This window comes from Rubritalea spongiae (genome assembly GCF_042652385.1).
Classification (GTDB): domain Bacteria; phylum Verrucomicrobiota; class Verrucomicrobiia; order Verrucomicrobiales; family Akkermansiaceae; genus Rubritalea; species Rubritalea spongiae.
In genome coordinates, this window is the sequence record NZ_JBHSJM010000001.1 from 1,520,308 (window position 1) to 1,537,904 (window position 17,597).

General features: G+C 47.7%; 18 protein-coding genes. 16 read left to right on the forward strand and 2 right to left on the reverse strand.

The genetic code is table 11. From position 1 onward, the window contains the following. Position 1: 1 nt before the first annotated feature. The 14 genes from queA (at position 2) to ACFPK9_RS07070 (ending at position 12,094) form a co-directional block, all read left to right on the forward strand. On the forward strand, positions 2-982 hold the full coding sequence (queA, locus tag ACFPK9_RS07005) for a tRNA preQ1(34) S-adenosylmethionine ribosyltransferase-isomerase QueA (protein WP_377094120.1): 981 nt from the start codon (positions 2-4) through the stop codon (positions 980-982). 113 nt (positions 983-1,095) lie between these two features. Continuing rightward, entirely contained in the window at positions 1,096-2,187 is a 1,092-nt protein-coding gene (locus ACFPK9_RS07010) for a hypothetical protein (protein WP_377094121.1), read from the forward strand. Positions 2,188-2,262: 75 nt separating this feature from the next. Next, the gene (locus tag ACFPK9_RS07015) at positions 2,263-3,555 is read left to right on the forward strand and encodes a hypothetical protein (RefSeq protein WP_377094122.1); all 1,293 of its coding nucleotides are present in this window, start codon (positions 2,263-2,265) and stop codon (positions 3,553-3,555) included. Between the two features lie 225 nt (positions 3,556-3,780). Continuing rightward, positions 3,781-4,713: a hypothetical protein gene (locus ACFPK9_RS07020; protein WP_377094123.1), complete on the forward strand. Its 933-nt coding sequence runs from the start codon at positions 3,781-3,783 to the stop codon at positions 4,711-4,713. Next, entirely contained in the window at positions 4,714-5,388 is a 675-nt protein-coding gene (locus ACFPK9_RS07025) for an ATP-binding cassette domain-containing protein (protein WP_377094124.1), read from the forward strand. After that, complete coding sequence (locus ACFPK9_RS07030) at positions 5,303-6,436, forward strand: hypothetical protein (protein ID WP_377094125.1); 1,134 nt, start codon at positions 5,303-5,305, stop codon at positions 6,434-6,436. The genes ACFPK9_RS07025 and ACFPK9_RS07030 overlap by 86 nt, the downstream gene beginning before the upstream one ends. Before the next feature lie 14 nt (positions 6,437-6,450). After that, positions 6,451-7,107: a phosphoribosylanthranilate isomerase gene (locus ACFPK9_RS07035; protein WP_377094126.1), complete on the forward strand. Its 657-nt coding sequence runs from the start codon at positions 6,451-6,453 to the stop codon at positions 7,105-7,107. Positions 7,108-7,225: 118 nt separating this feature from the next. Further along, a complete protein-coding gene (locus ACFPK9_RS07040; RefSeq protein ID WP_377094127.1) occupies positions 7,226-7,720 on the forward strand; it encodes a hypothetical protein in 495 nt (164 codons plus the stop codon). A gap of 78 nt (positions 7,721-7,798) precedes the next feature. Beyond that, positions 7,799-8,500: a metal ABC transporter ATP-binding protein gene (locus tag ACFPK9_RS07045; RefSeq protein ID WP_377094128.1), complete on the forward strand. Its 702-nt coding sequence runs from the start codon at positions 7,799-7,801 to the stop codon at positions 8,498-8,500. Beyond that, positions 8,497-9,333, forward strand: a complete 837-nt coding sequence (locus tag ACFPK9_RS07050; RefSeq protein ID WP_377094130.1) for a metal ABC transporter permease — start codon at positions 8,497-8,499, stop codon at positions 9,331-9,333. Before ACFPK9_RS07045 ends, ACFPK9_RS07050 begins: the two co-directional genes overlap by 4 nt. A 2-nt stretch (positions 9,334-9,335) precedes the next feature. Then, positions 9,336-9,722 (forward strand): fluoride efflux transporter CrcB, encoded by a 387-nt coding sequence (gene crcB / locus ACFPK9_RS07055; RefSeq protein WP_377094131.1) that lies wholly within the window; start codon positions 9,336-9,338, stop codon positions 9,720-9,722. 18 nt (positions 9,723-9,740) lie between these two features. After that, on the forward strand, positions 9,741-10,142 hold the full coding sequence (locus ACFPK9_RS07060) for a BUD32 family EKC/KEOPS complex subunit (RefSeq protein WP_377094132.1): 402 nt from the start codon (positions 9,741-9,743) through the stop codon (positions 10,140-10,142). Beyond that, the gene (locus ACFPK9_RS07065; protein WP_377094133.1) at positions 10,139-10,951 is read left to right on the forward strand and encodes a PP2C family protein-serine/threonine phosphatase; all 813 of its coding nucleotides are present in this window, start codon (positions 10,139-10,141) and stop codon (positions 10,949-10,951) included. Before ACFPK9_RS07060 ends, ACFPK9_RS07065 begins: the two co-directional genes overlap by 4 nt. 126 nt (positions 10,952-11,077) lie before the next feature. Then, positions 11,078-12,094, forward strand: a complete 1,017-nt coding sequence (locus tag ACFPK9_RS07070) for a glutamine synthetase beta-grasp domain-containing protein (protein ID WP_377094134.1) — start codon at positions 11,078-11,080, stop codon at positions 12,092-12,094. Positions 12,095-12,202: 108 nt separating this feature from the next. On the opposite strand, the gene ACFPK9_RS07075 is transcribed toward ACFPK9_RS07070, so the two are convergent. Next, positions 12,203-12,424: a DUF1653 domain-containing protein gene (locus ACFPK9_RS07075; RefSeq protein ID WP_377094135.1), complete on the reverse strand. Its 222-nt coding sequence runs from the start codon at positions 12,422-12,424 to the stop codon at positions 12,203-12,205. A 191-nt stretch (positions 12,425-12,615) separates the two neighbouring features. On the opposite strand from ACFPK9_RS07075, the gene mfd reads away from it, so the two are divergent. Next, positions 12,616-15,735, forward strand: coding sequence for a transcription-repair coupling factor (mfd, locus tag ACFPK9_RS07080; protein WP_377094136.1), 3,120 nt, complete (start codon positions 12,616-12,618; stop codon positions 15,733-15,735). Between the two features lie 117 nt (positions 15,736-15,852). Further along, positions 15,853-16,641 (forward strand): hypothetical protein, encoded by a 789-nt coding sequence (locus ACFPK9_RS07085; protein WP_377094138.1) that lies wholly within the window; start codon positions 15,853-15,855, stop codon positions 16,639-16,641. Here ACFPK9_RS07085 and ACFPK9_RS07090 read toward each other — a convergent pair. Further along, positions 16,638-17,576: a tetratricopeptide repeat protein gene (locus tag ACFPK9_RS07090; protein WP_377094139.1), complete on the reverse strand. Its 939-nt coding sequence runs from the start codon at positions 17,574-17,576 to the stop codon at positions 16,638-16,640. The genes ACFPK9_RS07085 and ACFPK9_RS07090 overlap by 4 nt on opposite strands. Positions 17,577-17,597 lie beyond the last annotated feature (21 nt).

The window sequence follows — 17,597 nt, forward strand, 5'->3', positions numbered from 1 at the left end:
CATGAGCCTACGCACAGACGATTTCGATTTTCATCTCCCAGATGAACTCATCGCCAGCCGACCACTGCAAAACCGTAGTGCTTCGCGCATGCTCGTCGTTCACCGTGACTCAGGAAAAATCGAGCATCGCATGTTCTCGGACATCCACGATTACTTATCTACCGACGATTTGCTCGTCCTCAACAACACTAAAGTCATCCCTGCTCGCGTCTTTTCCAATGACCAAAGCATCGAGCTCGTCGTCACCGACCGCCCCAATCCGCAACTCTGGGAATGCATGGTGCGCCCTGGTAAAAAAATGAAAGTCGGACGCACCGTAGAAGTCGGAGAAGCCACCGGCACAGTTGTCGAAATCTTAGAAAATGGCAACCGCCTGATCGAGTGGGACAAGTTCGTCGATGTCCACCAATACGGCTCGCTCGCACTCCCACACTACATGGGCCGCGACAGCGACACTGCCGATCTCGACCGCTACCAAACCGTTTTCGCAGAAGAAGAAGGAGCCATCGCAGCCCCCACAGCAGGTCTTCATTTCACCCCCGAAGTGCTCAAAAAAATCGACCACACCTTCCTCACTCTTCATGTAGGAATCGGCACCTTCCGCCCAGTCAAAGCCGAGAAAATCGAAGATCACGAAATGCACTCTGAGCGCTACTCCGTTTCCACCGAAACTGCCAATCGTATCAACCACGCCAAACGCGTTACCGCCGTCGGCACTACTTGCACTCGCGTCCTAGAAAGCCTCGGCAGAGATTCTAACATACTCCGCGAAAGCCGAGGAGAAACAGACATTTTCATCTACCCTGGCTTCGAATTCCAAGTCGTCGATCGCCTCCTCACCAACTTCCATCTCCCCAAAAGCACCCTCATCATGCTCGTCAGCGCCTTCGCCGGAAAAGACCTCATCATGAAAGCCTACAACGAAGCAGTAAAAGAAAAATACCGTTTTTACAGCTACGGCGACTGCATGCTTATTCTATAAAGCTAGCTTCTTAAAAATTTAAATTTGACTTTAATTTTCCCAACAGATTAACTCCACAAGCTTTTAATCAGACTGCATAGTCACACCCAACTTCTAATTAATAAACCTATACAATGAAGATCCCATCATCTTTTAAATCGACTATCAAATGTGCAACTGTGACAGCAGGAGCTATACTCACAACTTCACTCACGAACTGCGGTGGAGGTGATGGCGATTCAGACCGCACCATCCGGCCCAAAAGCTTAGAAGAAGTTGTCCTTACCTTGGGTGGTCAAGTAAGCTTTGAGTTCATCCGCAGCAGCAATTCAACTAATGCCGAAAACAATGGTGATACTGAAACAGGCACTTTCATATATACTGTGAATGCTAGTTCATCGCCAACCATCCAACAAAACAGTATTAATGATTTCCCTATTACAATTGGTTGGCCTGTCAGTATCGGCTCTGCTAGTTACCAATATACGCCAATCAACGACAGCTCAGGTGAGCTATTATTAACCACCAACGATTCAACTTTTTCCAATTTTAGTCTAGCGAAAGTAGAAACTGATAACAATGGCAATGAACGAGTTGTAAATCCAGGTAACCATTCTTATTGGTCCGGTACAGTTAAGCTAATAGTTTCGTGGCAAGACAACGGTAATGCAAGCTCTGCTGATGTTCGTATGGAAGACGATAGCTCCACGGATGTTTACGTTAATAGTATTGGCGGAACACCCGTGACAGTAAGCTCGACCTCGCTTACGACAGCACAATTCACCTTAGCAACAGGAGGCGCACTACCCCTCAATTATGACCCTCCCTTCGATGCCGACAAGCGTGATAGTAAAATAAGCCCCACTTCGGTTGGTGGAAATTCAATCTTTTTCAATGATCTAAGTAATAGCAACAAAGACTTCACCCTACAACTTACTAGTAAGGGATCAGTTATTGGCGCTCAGGTCGATGACTCAGGAAGCACTGTCTACATCGACCATTTGGGCGATACAATCATTAATGCTGCTGACTACACATATGATCGAGTAACAGGCTCTGACGGAGCGATTTTAGAACTATCAGGAGGCTCTCCACAAGATGGCTCCATCACACTCGAATTCACTTCAGCTGACACTGACACTCAAAATGCTGGAGGAACATATACAACCAGTAATGGCGACTCTGGTTCATTTGTCATGTTCAACGAAGATTCTATCTTCTTCTAAATTTCTATACAGATCCCTGACAAAACCTTCTCCAATTTATTGGAGAAGGTTTTGCTTTCTCTATACTGCGCACTTATGACTCTGCTCAAAAAATATTGTTTGGTTCTAACAGCTCTTTTCCTTTCAAGCTGCACAAATCAAAAAGTCATTGAGCAACTTAATGAACATAGCCTTAACCAAAGCAATTCAATCAGCGAGCTTACGCAAAGTATAACCGCGTCGCAGGAAGAACATTTGTCATGGAAACAAGCCATAGCACAATATACTCATCATAATATAGAATACCTACAGTCTGTCGACGCTGTATCCGAAGCTGCCAAAGCACAAAGACGCACGTGGTGGTCGTTAGCTCCGGAGATTTTTACTTTTGCCAATGTCTCCAAGTCAATAATTGACATTGCTGACCTGAGTATTGATGACCTCACATTTTCAGTTGTTGCTAACTTAACAATTCCTAATCCTTTTCAATTTTATGCGCAGCTATACGCAGACTATCTCGGACAATTAAGTTCTGAATGGAACCACGAACTCGTCCGTAGGAATTTCCGTATACGCCTTTATCGTTTCTACCTTCAACAAAAGCAATTAGATCAAAATAAAGTAAAGCTAGCTGACGCTAAAAAACAATTAGAAAGCAATTCTGACTCCAATATAGACGAATTACTTTCACAATACCAACAGCTTCGGGTGAACTATATTGCTAACAAAGAACAATTAAGGGTCCAATTGAACAACTTCTTCAACACACCGGGAAAAAGATGGAAGCTTGTAGGCACACCACCCAACATTTCCTATGCAAAACGTTTAGATAAACTCTCTCTGGAAAACGGCTATGGTCAATTAGGTCTTCGTTTACAAACTGTTGCTATTGAATCAAATATTTTAACATTATGGAATGTTAAACTTAGCAAATGGCCACAACTAAATATCGGTCTATCTAATCCACCTTTACTCAACTCAAACGGAACTGGAGCTGAATATTTCGACTCCGAGCAAACCCGATTGTTTACTGGTACATCATACGGCATACAACTCGATGACCCTCTGAGTAAAGAAAGGCTGAAAAATGCGGAAACCCGTGCTCAATACACCAGAGAAAGGCTGAGACTGACTACTGAAAGAGATGCATCTCGTCTGCATTTGCTAAAAATGCGTTACAAATACCTTCTGCAGCAAGAATCCACATTGAAACAACAACTTAAGTCATATAAGTCTCAAACACTCACAAGCCAATCACCCTCTAGCATCGCATCCACCTATCAGAAGCAAGTAGTTATAAAAGAAAGCCTTAGGAACAATAAACTCCAACAACTTCAATTCGACTTAGAACTTTGGCTTTGGGACGAAACCTATTGGTCTAAAAATTAAGAACCGGTGACATCAATGTTGAGTAAATACATATATCATATTTCAATATACCTCCTTTGCTGGGCATCAATAGCTAATCTAGTAGCTGAAGAAGTCCCAACTATAGAGAGCTATCCAAAGTCCTCATACCTCTGGGTTGGCTCCGAGAAAGCTACTGTAAACTTTAAACAAGTTGAAACTTTCTCTCTGAGCTCTGAACAGAAAATAAGCTTACTCAAAAAAAACATGACTCGTCTCAAAAAAGGCGAACACTGGGCTACGATCAACCCTGACCAATTAGCCCACGAGCAGAAACTATATGAGCTAGAAAAAGATGATTTCGCTTTAAAAATTGATGCTCTAAAAGACGCTGAAATTGAAAACCTCCTATCGATTGAAAAATCTCTCAACGGAATTACCCAAAAAATAGACTCTCTCACTAATGCTCTTACTATTCCAGATCTTTCTAAAGAGGTAAAAGATCGCATCTCATTCGGTATTGAAAAACTAAAAAAACAACAATTAAGATTAAGAAAAAAAATCGATTCTGAAACATATTTAAAGGAAACTGCCCTACAAAAACGAGAGCTAGAACTATCCCTAGATCACAAAAAAAGGAGCCTCCAAGACCTCAAACATCGTTCAGAACTAAAAGCCGAATTCTCTGGGGACTTAGAACTACTACTTCCCAGTGAAAAAATTTCTGAACTAGAAACCCAAAAAGTTATTTGGCTCAAAGCAAATCACGCATACGCTAGAATAGTTGACCGGAGTAGCCTTACAGCAACTTTGACTCCCCCTAGTAGCATCCTCTATGAACTAGACCCAAAAAGAATCAGCTTGCAAATCCCGTTCGGCACGCAAGGAAGAATTGCTCGGGCCTCGTTTGAAGCCCAAAAAATAGAAAACATCCCCCATAAGCAAGGCGTCCAGTGGCTTTTTAAACTAAGCGAGGATACCCCTTCTTCCATTACCAATACGCTGGACACCCCAATGCTTGCCAATCTTTTTTATGAACTAAACAAACCCGCGCACATCGTCCCCAAAAGAGAACTAATTTCTACGGCGCCCGACACACTCCGCAAAGAAGGTTGGCATGGTCTCATAAAGAAAATCTGGCCTGAAACCAAAATCGTAACGATAGGACCGCAGTCCATCGCCATACAAGTGATTAAGTAAATGGCTATAACAATAAAAGACTTGAGTTATGGCTACCCTTCAGCTCAGAGCCTTATCTTTGAAAATTTTAATACAGAATTCGCCCCAGGAATCACACTATTAAAAGGGTACTCAGGTTGTGGAAAAAGTACACTCCTTCGGATTATTGCCTCATTGATAAGACCTCAGAAAGGCCAGATTATAACACACTCTAAATACAAATATGGCAGTTCTCAATATCTACGAAAAGACATCGGATTCGTCTTCCAGCAATTAAATTTACTTCCCCTTGCAAACCTCAAGCGAAATGTAGAACTTGCAGCCAGCCTTGCGGGCAAAAACAAAAATGCAGCCAATGATTGGCTCAAACTATTCGGGCTCGACCAACTCACTGATAGAAAGCCTGCCTCCCTATCAGGGGGACAGCAACAACGAGCTGCCATAGCGCGCTGCTTAGCTAAACAACCTTCAATTGTTTTATTAGATGAACCAACCTCTGGCTTAGACGATTTAAACACCTCTGTAATTAAGCAAGTTTTACACGAAAAACTCCCAGCGCACTGTATCTGCGTTATAGCCACACACGATTCAAGAATAGATCCCATAGCAAATGAAATCCATGATTTTAATACCTACTTACCTATGGAAGAACACCTTCAAGAGATGGCTAGAAAACCCAATTTCACCCCTGAGTAAATTACTTGTATCGACAATACTTTCTCTCTTAGCCCTTCTCATTTTAATTTTCTTCTCTGAAACAAAAGAACAGCTCTACAAACGGCTCAAAAGCTCAGGCACCTATGATTACCATCTAGTTGAAAGGGTTGCTCCAGAGGACTCTCTTGTTCGAATCCAGCAAAATTTTAAAGAAGAAAAGCTTTGGAAAGATATCTTTGGCTCAGAAAAAATACACACCTACCGTCAGACTTCTCCAATCCTCAGATGGAATGACACCACACTTCCAGTTCTAATCTATTCCCTCAACCAAGAAAATGAAGAAATCCCTCTCAATGATCAGATTCAGTTTTTAACTACAAGTCCAAACAAATACGGCCCCTACCAAATCTGTAAAAGTAATAACATCCAACTTATTGCTAAAACAAGCTATCTAGGTGAACAAGCGGCCAACACTCTTAACCTCTCTCGTATCGTTAAAGTTCCAATCGAAATCTTCCCACAATTGGCCTCTGCTGGTTTTTTCATAAGAACCGATGCACATTTTGACTCCACAGAAGAAGTCAAAATGTTCGACTCACTAATAACCTCATACTTCGCAGCAGAAAACATCGATATCCAAACTATTTCAGCTATTTCCTTATTACAGGAAATTAAAGCACTAAACTCTCTACAAGATAGAATACGAATCGGAATAGTCGTTACATGTGGCTTAATTTCAGCCCTAATCATTGGTACGATTGCTGTACTTGAGTATCACTCTGAAAGTTATTTACTAGCTCTATTAAGAAGCTTTGGAGTCCCCAGTTTTATTCTATTACTACATGCTTTCATTGAGAACATCATAGTTGTTGGCTTAGGAGTCCTCGTAACCTCATTTGTATGGAAGCCTATATATGGCACTATCTCTTCCCAAATAAATGACTTCCAGCTAAGCAATGCTCAGTCAATTACTTTACCTCTATTCGACATTCAAATTATCATCATGGCAGCTGGCCTAGGAGTATCATTAGCAATGATTCCTGTAGCCTTCGGTTTAAGAAAACCTCCTGGCCTTATTCTTCAATAAAAAGCTGATAGATCATGCACCACTTCTTCCACCCTTCCACCACCTCACTCAAAGTCTGCGGCGTCACACTAGAGTCAGATGCCCACCAACTCGTAGCGGAAGGAATCACTGCCCTCGGTGTCAACTTCTGGCCAAAGTCAAAACGCTACCTCCCACCCGTCGACGCCGCAAAATTTCTCCCTGCACTCAAAGAAAAAATCCTCCGCGTAGGCGTCTTCGTCAACGCCCCCACTCAAGAGGTTCTCTCCTTGTTAAAAGAGGATATTATCGACGTCGCTCAGTTTCACGGCGATGAAACACCTGAATACTGCGCTCCTTTTGCTGAAAATGGCCACCCCTTCATCCGCGCCATCGGCGTTAAAAACGCAGATTCTCTGACCAACATCCACGACTATCAAGCCTCCGCTATTCTGCTAGACGCCCACGCACCAGGAGTCTATGGCGGGACTGGAGACACCTTTGACTGGAATCTAGCCAGAACATTCATTTCTAAAAATCCAACTCTTCCCGTTCTACTCGCTGGAGGAATTACCGCAGAAAATGCTGCAGAAGCCACCACTTTAGTCCATCCCGCAGCTCTCGACCTAGCCTCAGGCTCAGAGTCCACCCCTGGAATCAAAGACTTTGATAAAATTCGCGCCATCCAAGCTGCCATAAGTACAGCCCAATAACGCAATTCTCTTGCAAATCGATAACCACGAATTTACCAATACACCAACTCTCTCCCCACTTAATAGAGCACTCTGCTCCCGTAACTCATAACACCTCAAATAGAAAAAACGACTCATCGTGAAAGGCTCACCGATCATCGCCACCGCTATCACCATCCTTGTACTCCTAGGAATCTACATCGGCATGCGCAGCATCCTCCTACCCGAGGGTACTCAACCAGCCAATGACGACCACGCACATCACGACCATGCAGGCCATGATCACTCTGGTCATGACCATCCACATGATGAACATTCAGGACACGACGACTCAGCCGTTGAGACTGACTTTGAACTCTATTTCTCTTCTACTCCTCGCTCACTCACTATCGTCCAGCCCGCCACTGAAAAACAAATCCTCAAGGTCACTGATTTCGAATCCCCTGAATGGTTTGGCTCAGGCACCCTGAAACTTACTGGTCACCACGTCGAACTCCAAGTCGATGTCGAATGGGAAACCCCCACTGAAATGAATATGGTTGAAATTATTTTAAGCCCAGCCAAGCATGGCTCTCGTTCAAAAACTCTACGTAGCGATGACAACATCTCTGACATCGCCGACTTTTCTTGGTAACTTTTACTGTTAGAAAGAAAATCTATCAACAGTTCAGTACATCAATGCTGTGCACACCACCACGAGCATCACGACTTGGTGATCGATGGCCTCAGCGTAAAGTATCGTCAGATCACCGCCCTGCAGAACATTTCACTGCACACCTCCTGCGGAAACCGCGTGGCCCTCGTAGGACCTAACGGCGCAGGTAAATCCACCCTCCTCAAAGCCATTGCTGGTCTCGTCAAAAAATCTGGAGGATCCATCAGCTGGCGCGGCACTCAGATCAAAAAATGGTCAAAAGAATTCGCATACCTCCCTCAGCGCGAAGAAGTCGATTGGGACTTCCCCATTACCGTTCGTGGACTAGTTGAAATGGGCCGCTACCCCCAACTCGGCATGTGGAAACACTTCTCAAAAAGCGACACACACGCAGTCGACAACGCTATCGAATTGCTCGATTTAGCCGATCTACAGAATCGCCAAATCAAACAACTTTCAGGAGGTCAACAACAACGAGCCTTCATCGCGCGCTCCATCGCCCAAGAAGCCCACGTCCTCTTGTTAGACGAACCCTTTACAGGGCTCGACCGGCCATCCTCAGAGTCTCTCGCCGAACTCCTCCAAAAGCTAGCCCTTGAAGGCCGACTCATCATCGCCTCCCATCACGACATGGCGACCGTTAAAACCCTTTTTAACCAAGTCCTCTTAGTCAATCAGCACTCTCTCGGCTTCGGTCCCTGTGATGAACTCATCACCGACGACAAGCTAAGCGCCACATTTGACAGTCCGCAGCCATGAACATTTTTCTCAACATTGCTGAAAATCCCTTTCTGCAAAATGCCGTCATCGGTGCCGCACTGATCGGCTTCGCTAATGGCTTCTTCAGCGGTTTTGTCAACTTACGTCGAAACGCACTCTCCGTCTCAGCGCTCTCTCACACCATGCTCCCCGGCATCGCTGTCGCCATCCTCATCACCCAAGAACTCACTCAAGCCAACGCTTTCATCGGAGCCCTCTTCGCCTGCCTCTCAGTCGGTCTCGGCTCCACTGTTGTCAGTCGAAACTCCCGCATCCACCAAGACACAGCCCTTTCCATCATCTACACCACGGCCTTCGCCATCGGTATCGCTCTCCTCCCCCACCTCCCAGTAGCTACCAGCATTCACGATTGGCTCTTCGGAAATATCATCCACATTTCAGAGCAAGACCTCAACCTCGTCTTTGTCGTCAGCGCCATCACTTTAGTCCTCTCTAACCTCTTCATGCGCCCCATGCTGCTCACCCTTTTCGAACCAAACGTCGCAGCAGCCCAAGGCGTACCAACCCGCTGCATGCAGTACCTCAGTTTCACCCTACTCATCTGCATGCTCGTCACATCACTCCAAGCTGTCGGCACCATTCTCTCAGTCGGTCTCCTCGTTGCCCCAGCGGCCATCATGCTCCTCTACACCGACCGCTCCTCCTACATCTTTTGGGGCGGAGCCATCATTGGCTCGATCACCAGTGTCGCCGGCATTTTTGTCGCTCAACTCATCGATATTCAAGCCGGTCCAGCCATCATCATCTTATTAGGCACAATCTTTCTCCTCTCTTTCCTTCTCAGCCCACGTCATGGTGTGCTAAAGAAATAGCCATGGCCTTCACACAACTTCTTCTCATCTTTCTCGGCGGAGGCTTAGGCGCCACGACACGCTTCATCTTATCCACTTTCGTAAATACCAAAACGGCCAACCCCGACACCGTAAACTTTCCTTGGGGAATTCTCTCCTGTAACCTCATCGGCTGCCTCCTCATCGGCGCTACCTATGGCTGGCTTAAATCCCACCACCCCGAATGGATCCACCCACTCTTTGTTACTGGACTCTTCGGTGGCTTCACCACTTTTTCTTCATTTGCCCTCGACACCCAAATCCTCATCCAGAACCAAGCCTACCTCACTGCCGCAATCTACTCCATTGGCACCCTCATTCTAGGACTCCTGCTCTGCGCCACCGGCTTCTTCATTACTTCCCAACTCTAACAAAGAAAGACTCTCAACATGCGAAACCTAAAAGACGGCATCCGTTCCCTCGTTAAAATCGACTACTACGGCCACGTCCATAAATACTTCCGTGGAACCGATGCCGACAAACGCTGCGCCACCGAAGTAGAAATCCTCAAAGCTCTCGAAGAACGAGGCTGCGATTACGTCCCCAAACTCATCGAGTACGACCTCGATGAAAATATCCTAGTCACCACAAACTGCGGTAGCCCAGCTCCTAGCATTTCTCGCAAAAAGTCAGACTCCCTATTCCAAAAATTAGAAAAAGAATACGGCGTCCAACACGACGACCCAGAGCCACGCAATGTCACCTATGACCCCAAAGCTGGTCAATTCTGCGTCATTGACTTCGAACTCGCTACCCTCCTCCCCGATCCTCAGAAAGCAGATAACGAATGATAGATCCAGCCACATTTCAATGGTCAGCCCACTCTCAATCAGGCTCGCGTAAAAAAGAAAATGATGACTCCTTCCTCGTTTTCTCAGCAGGAATTAATGGCGCCAGAGAACTCGCCCCACATTTCCAACAATCAATTGATAAAGAAGATCTTATATTCGCTGTTTCCGATGGAATGGGCGGGGGGAATGCCGGCTATCTAGCCTCCTCTCTTATTCTGCAGTCGCTCACCTTCCTCATCCCCAAAACCTTTAAATCCGCAGCTCAAGGTTTTCACCCAGACTACCTCGAATTGCTCGAAGCTCAAGTTAAGGAAGTCCACGACACCATCAACGAGAAAGCGGATACCTCAAAAGATTTTGAAGGCATGGGAGCCACACTCTCACTCGCATGGTTCACCCCAGAAAACCTCTACATCGCCCACGCCGGTGACTCCAGAATCTACCTCCATCGCAATGGAGAAACCTCCCAAATTACCGAAGACCACACCTTCGCTTGGCGTAAATTACAACGCGGTGAAATCAACGAACGCCAATACCGCTTTCACCCACGCCGCTCAGCTCTCTACGAAGTCATAGGCGGTGGTCACCGGAAAATAAATCCCAGCGTCGCCGCCGTCTCCTACCAACCCGGAGACAGATTTCTCCTCTGTAGCGACGGCCTCATCGACGGCCTATGGGAAAAACACATCCATTCCGCTCTCTCAAAAAACCCAGACTCGACAAGTGCCGTCGCAGACGTTCTTATGAACCGCGCCATCGATAACGATGGCTCGGACGACACCACACTCATTATTGTCGACATCCATTAACGGCGACTTACATGAATTATTTTCATAAAAAGTTGGCACGATGAATGCTAAAGTGAGTATCAAGCAATTGGAAGTGGCTCTTTCACTCTCAATCTCAAAACAGCATAAACATATATCACAATTATTATGGCTAAATACAGACTAGATTACGTATGGCTCGACGGCTACACACCAGTACCAAATCTCCGCACAAAATGCATGATGCGCGATTTCGACGAGTTCCCAACACTTGAGCAACTTCCTGAATGGGGCTTTGACGGCTCTTCCACTCAGCAAGCTGAAGGTGGCGATTCCGATTGTGTCCTCAAACCAGCAGCAGTTTACCCTGATCCAACACGCCTTAACGGTGTTCTCGTTCTTTGTGAAGTAATGCTTCCAGACGGCACTCCACACCCATCTAACCAGCGTGCTACTATCGCTGACGATCCTGGTACCTGGTTCGGTTTCGAACAGGAATACTTCCTCTTCCAAGACGGTCGTCCACTCGGCTTCCCAGAAGGCGGCTACCCAGACCCACAAGGTGAATACTACTGTGGTGTTGGCTTCAAAAACGTTGGCTCCCTCGGTCGCCAAATCACTGACGAGCACCTCGAACTTTGTATCGAAGCTGGTATCAACCACGAAGGCATCAATGCTGAAGTAGCAATGGGTCAGTGGGAATTCCAAGTATTCGGAAAAGGCTCCTACAAGGCAGCTGACGACATCTGGATGGCTCGCTTCCTTCTTCTCCGCCTCTGCGAACAATACGAAGTAGACATCGAGTGGCACTGTAAGCCTATCCCAGGTGACTGGAACGGCTCTGGCATGCACTGTAACTTCTCCACTGAATACATGCGTGAAACTGGCGGTAAAGATTACTTCCTCAAACTTATGGATGCATTCGAAGAATTCTGCGAAGAGCACATCGCTGTGTACGGCCCAGACAACGACAAACGCCTCACTGGCTTCCACGAAACTCAGTCCATCGACAAGTTCTCTTGGGGTGTTGCTGACCGCGGTGCTTCCATCCGTGTTCCACACAGCTTCGTGAAAGACGACGCATACAAGGGTTACCTTGAAGATCGCCGTCCTAACTCACAAGGCGACCCATACCAAATCGCTTCCCGCGTTATCAAAACTATCCAGTCCGTACCGACTGCATAATCTCACGCGAAAGAGATATTTTATTAAAAACCGGCAGGGTTCTCCCCTGTCGGTTTTTTTATTCTCTCACAAAAGATCACAACTACGAAAATTCGATCTCAGCTCTATCTAATCACCAATATACTCAAAACGCTCCATCACTTTCCCTCCTCGCTCTACCGTTTCTAAAAACATCGTAAGCGGCCTAATCCAAAGCTCCGCATCAGCATCGTGTTGCGGTCGGTAAATCACATACTCCTCGTCCGTCTCACTACAGCGAGCGGTATCAATCACTTGGTACTCATTTCCCTTAAAGTGCCTGTACTTGCCAATTTTTAACTCTCTTTGCATACAGCAGTCTTAGCAAGACCCCACATATTCTCAACCGAACATTCGGCCATTGAGCAATCCTTGCTCCAAAACAAGAGCTATGCTATTGCTGCTAACGACTTCCACGGAATCTACCAGCCCTGAAAAAACAGAAATCACCACCCGCGCCTGGTCTCGACCACGCTACCAAACATACTTCCCCAGCAAATTGGTTGACGGGAGCGGCACCACGCGCCCCGAAACAACTGGGGCCAGTCGAACCTGCTGCCACTTCCTTTCTCACCTCCCTCCTCGCCCACCCCTATTCCGAGTCAAAACCAAAAGGTCGACTCTGGCTCCTTTGCCCACTCCCAAGACTCCGCGAACGCATCGCCGATGAAGTCCCGCTCTGGGGCCTCAAAGCACACCTTCTGAAAGAAATTTCACCAGCGGATAAATCCAGCGAAATTGCCGACCCTGAAGCCAATTCAGAGCGACTCGCCGACCTCCACGCGCTCAGTCACTGCCCATCCGCAGACTTTCCTGAAATCGTCATCCTTTCCCCCGAAACCCTCCACGAATCAGCCCCCTCACTCACATCCTTAGAATCTGCTAGACTCACATTCACACTCGGTCAAAAAGTCGATATCGAAACCCTCCTCGCCGATCTCAGTGACCAAGGATTCGAAAAAGTAAGCCAAATCCATAATCGAGGCCAATTCGCCCAACGCGGTGGCATCATCGACATCTACACCTGGCAAAACCCCGATCCCATCCGGCTTGAATTCTTCGACGTCGAAATCGACTCAATCCGTGCCTTCGATCTCGATACCCAAACCTCTAGGAAAAAGTTAGATCGCGTTGAACTCGCCATCAGCGACCCAGACAGCTCAGGCACACTCGCAGACTTCCTCACCGAGCAAGACGCCATTATTAGCATTGGTGAGGCCCCACACCCACAAGCTAGCTTCCACTTCTCTCCCGACGCTCCATTGTTAGAAAATGGTGAAGCTGACTTCTCCACCGCCCTGCACGGCAGCCCGCTCGGCGCCTTTGAAGCAGGTGACTTCGTCCTCCAAGAATCTAAACGCCACGCCTTCCACCAGCAAATTGCAGAATGGAAACAAGCCGACTGGCAGATCCACATCGTCTTCGCTAACAACGGAGAAAAAGAACGCTTTGCTGAACTCATGGGCGATAGCTTCTTCGAATCAATCGAGAGCTGCCGCGGCGAACTAGCTCAAGGCTTCACCTTCCCAGAAGCAAAACTCGCAGTCCTCTCCTCTGCAGAACTCTTCGGCCGCTACCAAAACCAACATTCTCGCCGCGCCAACAAGTTAGAGCACCAGCGCCGGGCGCGAGCTCAAACGAACATCGAAGACATCAACGAGGGCGACCTCGTCGTCCACAGCGAATACGGCATCGGCCGCTTCGACGGCATCGAAACCAACGAAGACGGTGAAGAAGAAATACACATCGAATACCGCGATGGCGCGATCCTTTCGGTTCCCATCGACCAATCTCACCTCCTCGCCCGCTACGTCGGGATGGGAGGTAAAACGCCCCAACTCTCAAAACTCGGCGACGCGAAATGGGCCAAATCCCGCCGCGCCGCAGAAAAGTCTATCCTCGACTACGCCGCTCAGCTTCTCAAAATTCAAGCCGAGCGCCAAACTCAGCAAGGCAACGGCCACCCACCCGACACAAAGTGGATGTGGGAATTTGAAAACTCCTTCCGCTTCACTGAAACCCCTGGCCAGCTCGATGCCATCGAGGACGCCAAACTCGACATGGAAAATGGCAAACCGATGGATCGACTGATCTGTGGTGATGTCGGATTTGGAAAAACAGAAGTCGCTATCCGCGCGGCTTTCAAGGCCGTCACAGGCGGCAAACAAGCCTGCCTCATGGCTCCAACAACCGTCCTAGCTGAACAGCACTGGCGCACCTTCCGCGAACGCATGTCGGACTACCCTATCAGAATCGATCTGCTCAACCGCTTCCGCAAGCCAAGCGAGATTCGAGAGACTCTCAAAGGCCTCGCAGATGGCTCAGTCGACATCGTCATCGGCACCCACCGACTCGTCTCAGACGACATCGTTTTCAAAAACCTCGGCGTCGCTATTGTCGATGAAGAACAACGTTTCGGCGTCCGTCACAAAGAAAAATTCAAGGAACGCATGCGCGGCATCGACATGCTCACCCTCTCCGCAACCCCCATTCCCCGTACACTCTATCTCTCCCTCATGGGCGCGCGCGACATGTCGACTATCGACACCCCGCCACCGAACAAAGTCCCCGTACAAACTTCGATCTGTGCCTACGACGAACGTATCATTCGCGATGCTATCCAGCGTGAACTCAAACGCGGCGGACAAGTCTTCTTCCTCCACAATCGCGTCCAAACTATCGACCTCATGAAGAAGAAATTGTTAGAACTCGTTCCCGAGGCTCGCATTTCTATCGGTCATGGCCAAATGGATAAAGACGAACTCGAAATCGTCATGCGCGACTTCGTCAATGGTGACTCAGACATCCTACTCGCCACCACCATCATCGAATCAGGCATCGATATTCCAAACGCCAACACCATCCTCATTGACCGCGCTGACCGCTTCGGCCTCTCCGATCTCTACCAGCTACGTGGCCGCGTCGGTCGCGCTGGCGAAAAAGCCTACGCCATCCTGCTACTTCCCCGAGAAATGGTCACTACTGGCGACGCCCGAAAGCGGATCAACGCCATTAAACAATACACAGCTCTCGGCTCCGGATTTAAAATCGCCATGCGTGACCTCGAAATCCGCGGCGCCGGCAACCTCCTCGGAACGAAACAATCCGGCCACATCGCCGCCGTCGGTTTCGACCTCTACTGCCAGCTCCTGCGCCAATCCATCGACCGCCTCCGCGGCAACCACGTCCATGCTAGGATAGACGTCACCCTCCGCGCCGATTTCCTCACATTCAATGAAACCGAGTACTCCCACTCAAACCATTCCACGAACCTCCCAGCCTACATCCCTGCAGCCTACATGACCGAGCCAGCCATGCGTATACGCGCATACAAACAGCTAGCCGAAGCAGTTTCGGAACCGGAACTCAAACGTATCGCCGCCGATTGGAAAGACCAATTCGGTCGTCACCCCAAGCCCGTCAAATTCCTCCTCCAAGCCACCTCACTCAAACTCGCCGCAGCTAAAGCCATGATCAACTCCATCGAGCTCCAAGGCCAACGCCTCATGCTCACCCGCAATGGCAACTACATCATGATGGACGGCTCACGCTTCCCCCGCCTCACCGAAGCCCAACCCTCCAAAAAACTCAACGAAGCCATCCAGCTCCTTAAACAGATTTAAAGAGCCGATCAAATTCCTACATAGTCCGTTCCATGACCATTCGTAGCGCGAACATCATTTCTCGAAAATGACCTCCCGATTGGCAATCCAACAATCTTGAGATAGATTTTCTTAAACATGCCTAAAAAAGCCACAGAGCCCCCACCAAAATCGCGCGCTCAACGCGCGGTGCTCGTCGTCTTTTTTTTAATGTGCTCTGCCATCACCATCGGCCTCAGCCTATGGCTCTTTCAAGATGAATTGCGGCTTCCCCAGCTCGTCGCAAAAATGAATAAACATCAACCTCAGCCTGAGCGCTACGAACTCCTCACTGAGGATTTAAAAATCCGTAAACTACGCCTCAAAGAACGCTATCTCGCAGCCGACACCATAGAACAGAAAGACAAAATTCTCTCAGAGTCTAGAGCACTCCTCGAATCTGTCCTCCCCGAAATGATGCGTTGCTGGCTCGGCACCCCCTGGGACTTCAATGGCTATTGTGAAAAACCTGGCTCAGGAAAAATCGCCTGTGGCTACTTCGTCTCCACTGTGATGCGCGACGCTGGCTTCAAACTCAACCGAATCAAACTCGCCCAACAACCATCACAAACTATCCTCAATGCCTTTGTTCCTCGTGGTGAAATGAACATCCGCACAGGTATGCACTTCGACACCTTCTGGGACATGCTTGCGGACATGGATCAAGGCATCTACATCATCGGCCTCGATAAACACGTCGGATTCATGGTGCACGATGGCACACAACTACGCTCGATCCATTCCTCCGGCAGCATCCCTTGGTGTGTCGTCGACGAATCCCGTGAAAATGCTGACTCTATCAAGCGATCTCATTACCGAGTTGTTGGTAACCTAACAGCCCAAGACAGCACGATCCTAGGCTGGTTGCTCGACAAAGAGTTCTTCTAACAATTCAGTTGCGCCAACTTCTTCTGAGCTTTCTTTACAAGCAAATCAGCAGAACGACCTTCATTAGAAATTTTTAGAAACTCGGCATAGTTCTCTACGACCGCAGCATAATCATGCGACTCGGTATCGATATTCTTTTCATACCCTTTGACTGCAGCAAGAAAATGTTCATTCGCTTCACCCACTTCACCACATTGACTCAAAGATAGAGCTAAGTTCGCATGTGACTGTGCCGTGTCAGGGTGGGTCGCTCCAAAAAGTTGCAGGCGAATTTCTAAAGCCATGAGATTCATCTCACGCGCTTGATTACTCTTCTCAGCTTTAAGATAGAGCGCCCCTAAATTATTACACAATGTCGCCGTCTTTTCGTGCTCATATCCCAGTACGTGTCGGCAGATATCCAACCCTTTTAAAAATAAATCCTCAGCTTCAGAAAAATTTCCAATGCTTCGATAAGCAAATCCTAGATTATTACAGATATCAGCCACTGGTTCGGACTTTTCCATCTCAGCACGAGCATAGAGTTCAATTGCTCGCTCGTAGAAACGAATAGCTTCCTGGTCATTATCAACACTGTCATACAAGACGCCTACACTCGCGGTAACTCGTGCTAACAGCTCTGGCTCAACACCCAATGGCATCGCTGTTTCCAGTGCTTCTAAATAAGCTAGTCTCGATTCTTCTAGCTTACCAATCTGGCGTAACACATCTCCCTGAACTTCTAAACATTCCACCAATGCTACATCTGCCGCTTCCTCCTCTTCAGAAACTGCGGCCCTGGCTTTATCTACTGCGGCTACTGCTGCGTGACATGCCTCCTCCCACTCCCCCTTGTTAGAGAGAGTTATAACACGTTCATAAAGAATCTCTAATAGATTTTCTGTGCCAGACTTCATAAAAAATAACTTACCTACCCACGCATTGGGTAGCATCATTGGCCAATCCTACAATAAAAA

What these genes read in the sequence shown, in the direction of transcription:
- queA (WP_377094120.1), top strand. Translation starts at nt 2, where the DNA reads ATGAGCCTACGCACAGACGATTTCGATTTTCATCTCCCAGATGAACTC.
- ACFPK9_RS07010 (WP_377094121.1), top strand. Translation starts at nt 1,096, where the DNA reads ATGAAGATCCCATCATCTTTTAAATCGACTATCAAATGTGCAACTGTG.
- ACFPK9_RS07015 (WP_377094122.1), top strand. Translation starts at nt 2,263, where the DNA reads ATGACTCTGCTCAAAAAATATTGTTTGGTTCTAACAGCTCTTTTCCTT.
- ACFPK9_RS07020 (WP_377094123.1), top strand. Translation starts at nt 3,781, where the DNA reads ATGACTCGTCTCAAAAAAGGCGAACACTGGGCTACGATCAACCCTGAC.
- ACFPK9_RS07025 (WP_377094124.1), top strand. Translation starts at nt 4,714, where the DNA reads ATGGCTATAACAATAAAAGACTTGAGTTATGGCTACCCTTCAGCTCAG.
- ACFPK9_RS07030 (WP_377094125.1), top strand. Translation starts at nt 5,303, where the DNA reads ATGAAATCCATGATTTTAATACCTACTTACCTATGGAAGAACACCTTC.
- ACFPK9_RS07035 (WP_377094126.1), top strand. Translation starts at nt 6,451, where the DNA reads ATGCACCACTTCTTCCACCCTTCCACCACCTCACTCAAAGTCTGCGGC.
- ACFPK9_RS07050 (WP_377094130.1), top strand. Translation starts at nt 8,497, where the DNA reads ATGAACATTTTTCTCAACATTGCTGAAAATCCCTTTCTGCAAAATGCC.
- crcB (WP_377094131.1), top strand. Translation starts at nt 9,336, where the DNA reads ATGGCCTTCACACAACTTCTTCTCATCTTTCTCGGCGGAGGCTTAGGC.
- ACFPK9_RS07060 (WP_377094132.1), top strand. Translation starts at nt 9,741, where the DNA reads ATGCGAAACCTAAAAGACGGCATCCGTTCCCTCGTTAAAATCGACTAC.
- ACFPK9_RS07065 (WP_377094133.1), top strand. Translation starts at nt 10,139, where the DNA reads ATGATAGATCCAGCCACATTTCAATGGTCAGCCCACTCTCAATCAGGC.
- ACFPK9_RS07070 (WP_377094134.1), top strand. Translation starts at nt 11,078, where the DNA reads ATGGCTAAATACAGACTAGATTACGTATGGCTCGACGGCTACACACCA.
- ACFPK9_RS07075 (WP_377094135.1), bottom strand. Translation starts at nt 12,424, where the DNA reads ATGCAAAGAGAGTTAAAAATTGGCAAGTACAGGCACTTTAAGGGAAAT.
- ACFPK9_RS07085 (WP_377094138.1), top strand. Translation starts at nt 15,853, where the DNA reads ATGCCTAAAAAAGCCACAGAGCCCCCACCAAAATCGCGCGCTCAACGC.
- ACFPK9_RS07090 (WP_377094139.1), bottom strand. Translation starts at nt 17,576, where the DNA reads ATGATGCTACCCAATGCGTGGGTAGGTAAGTTATTTTTTATGAAGTCT.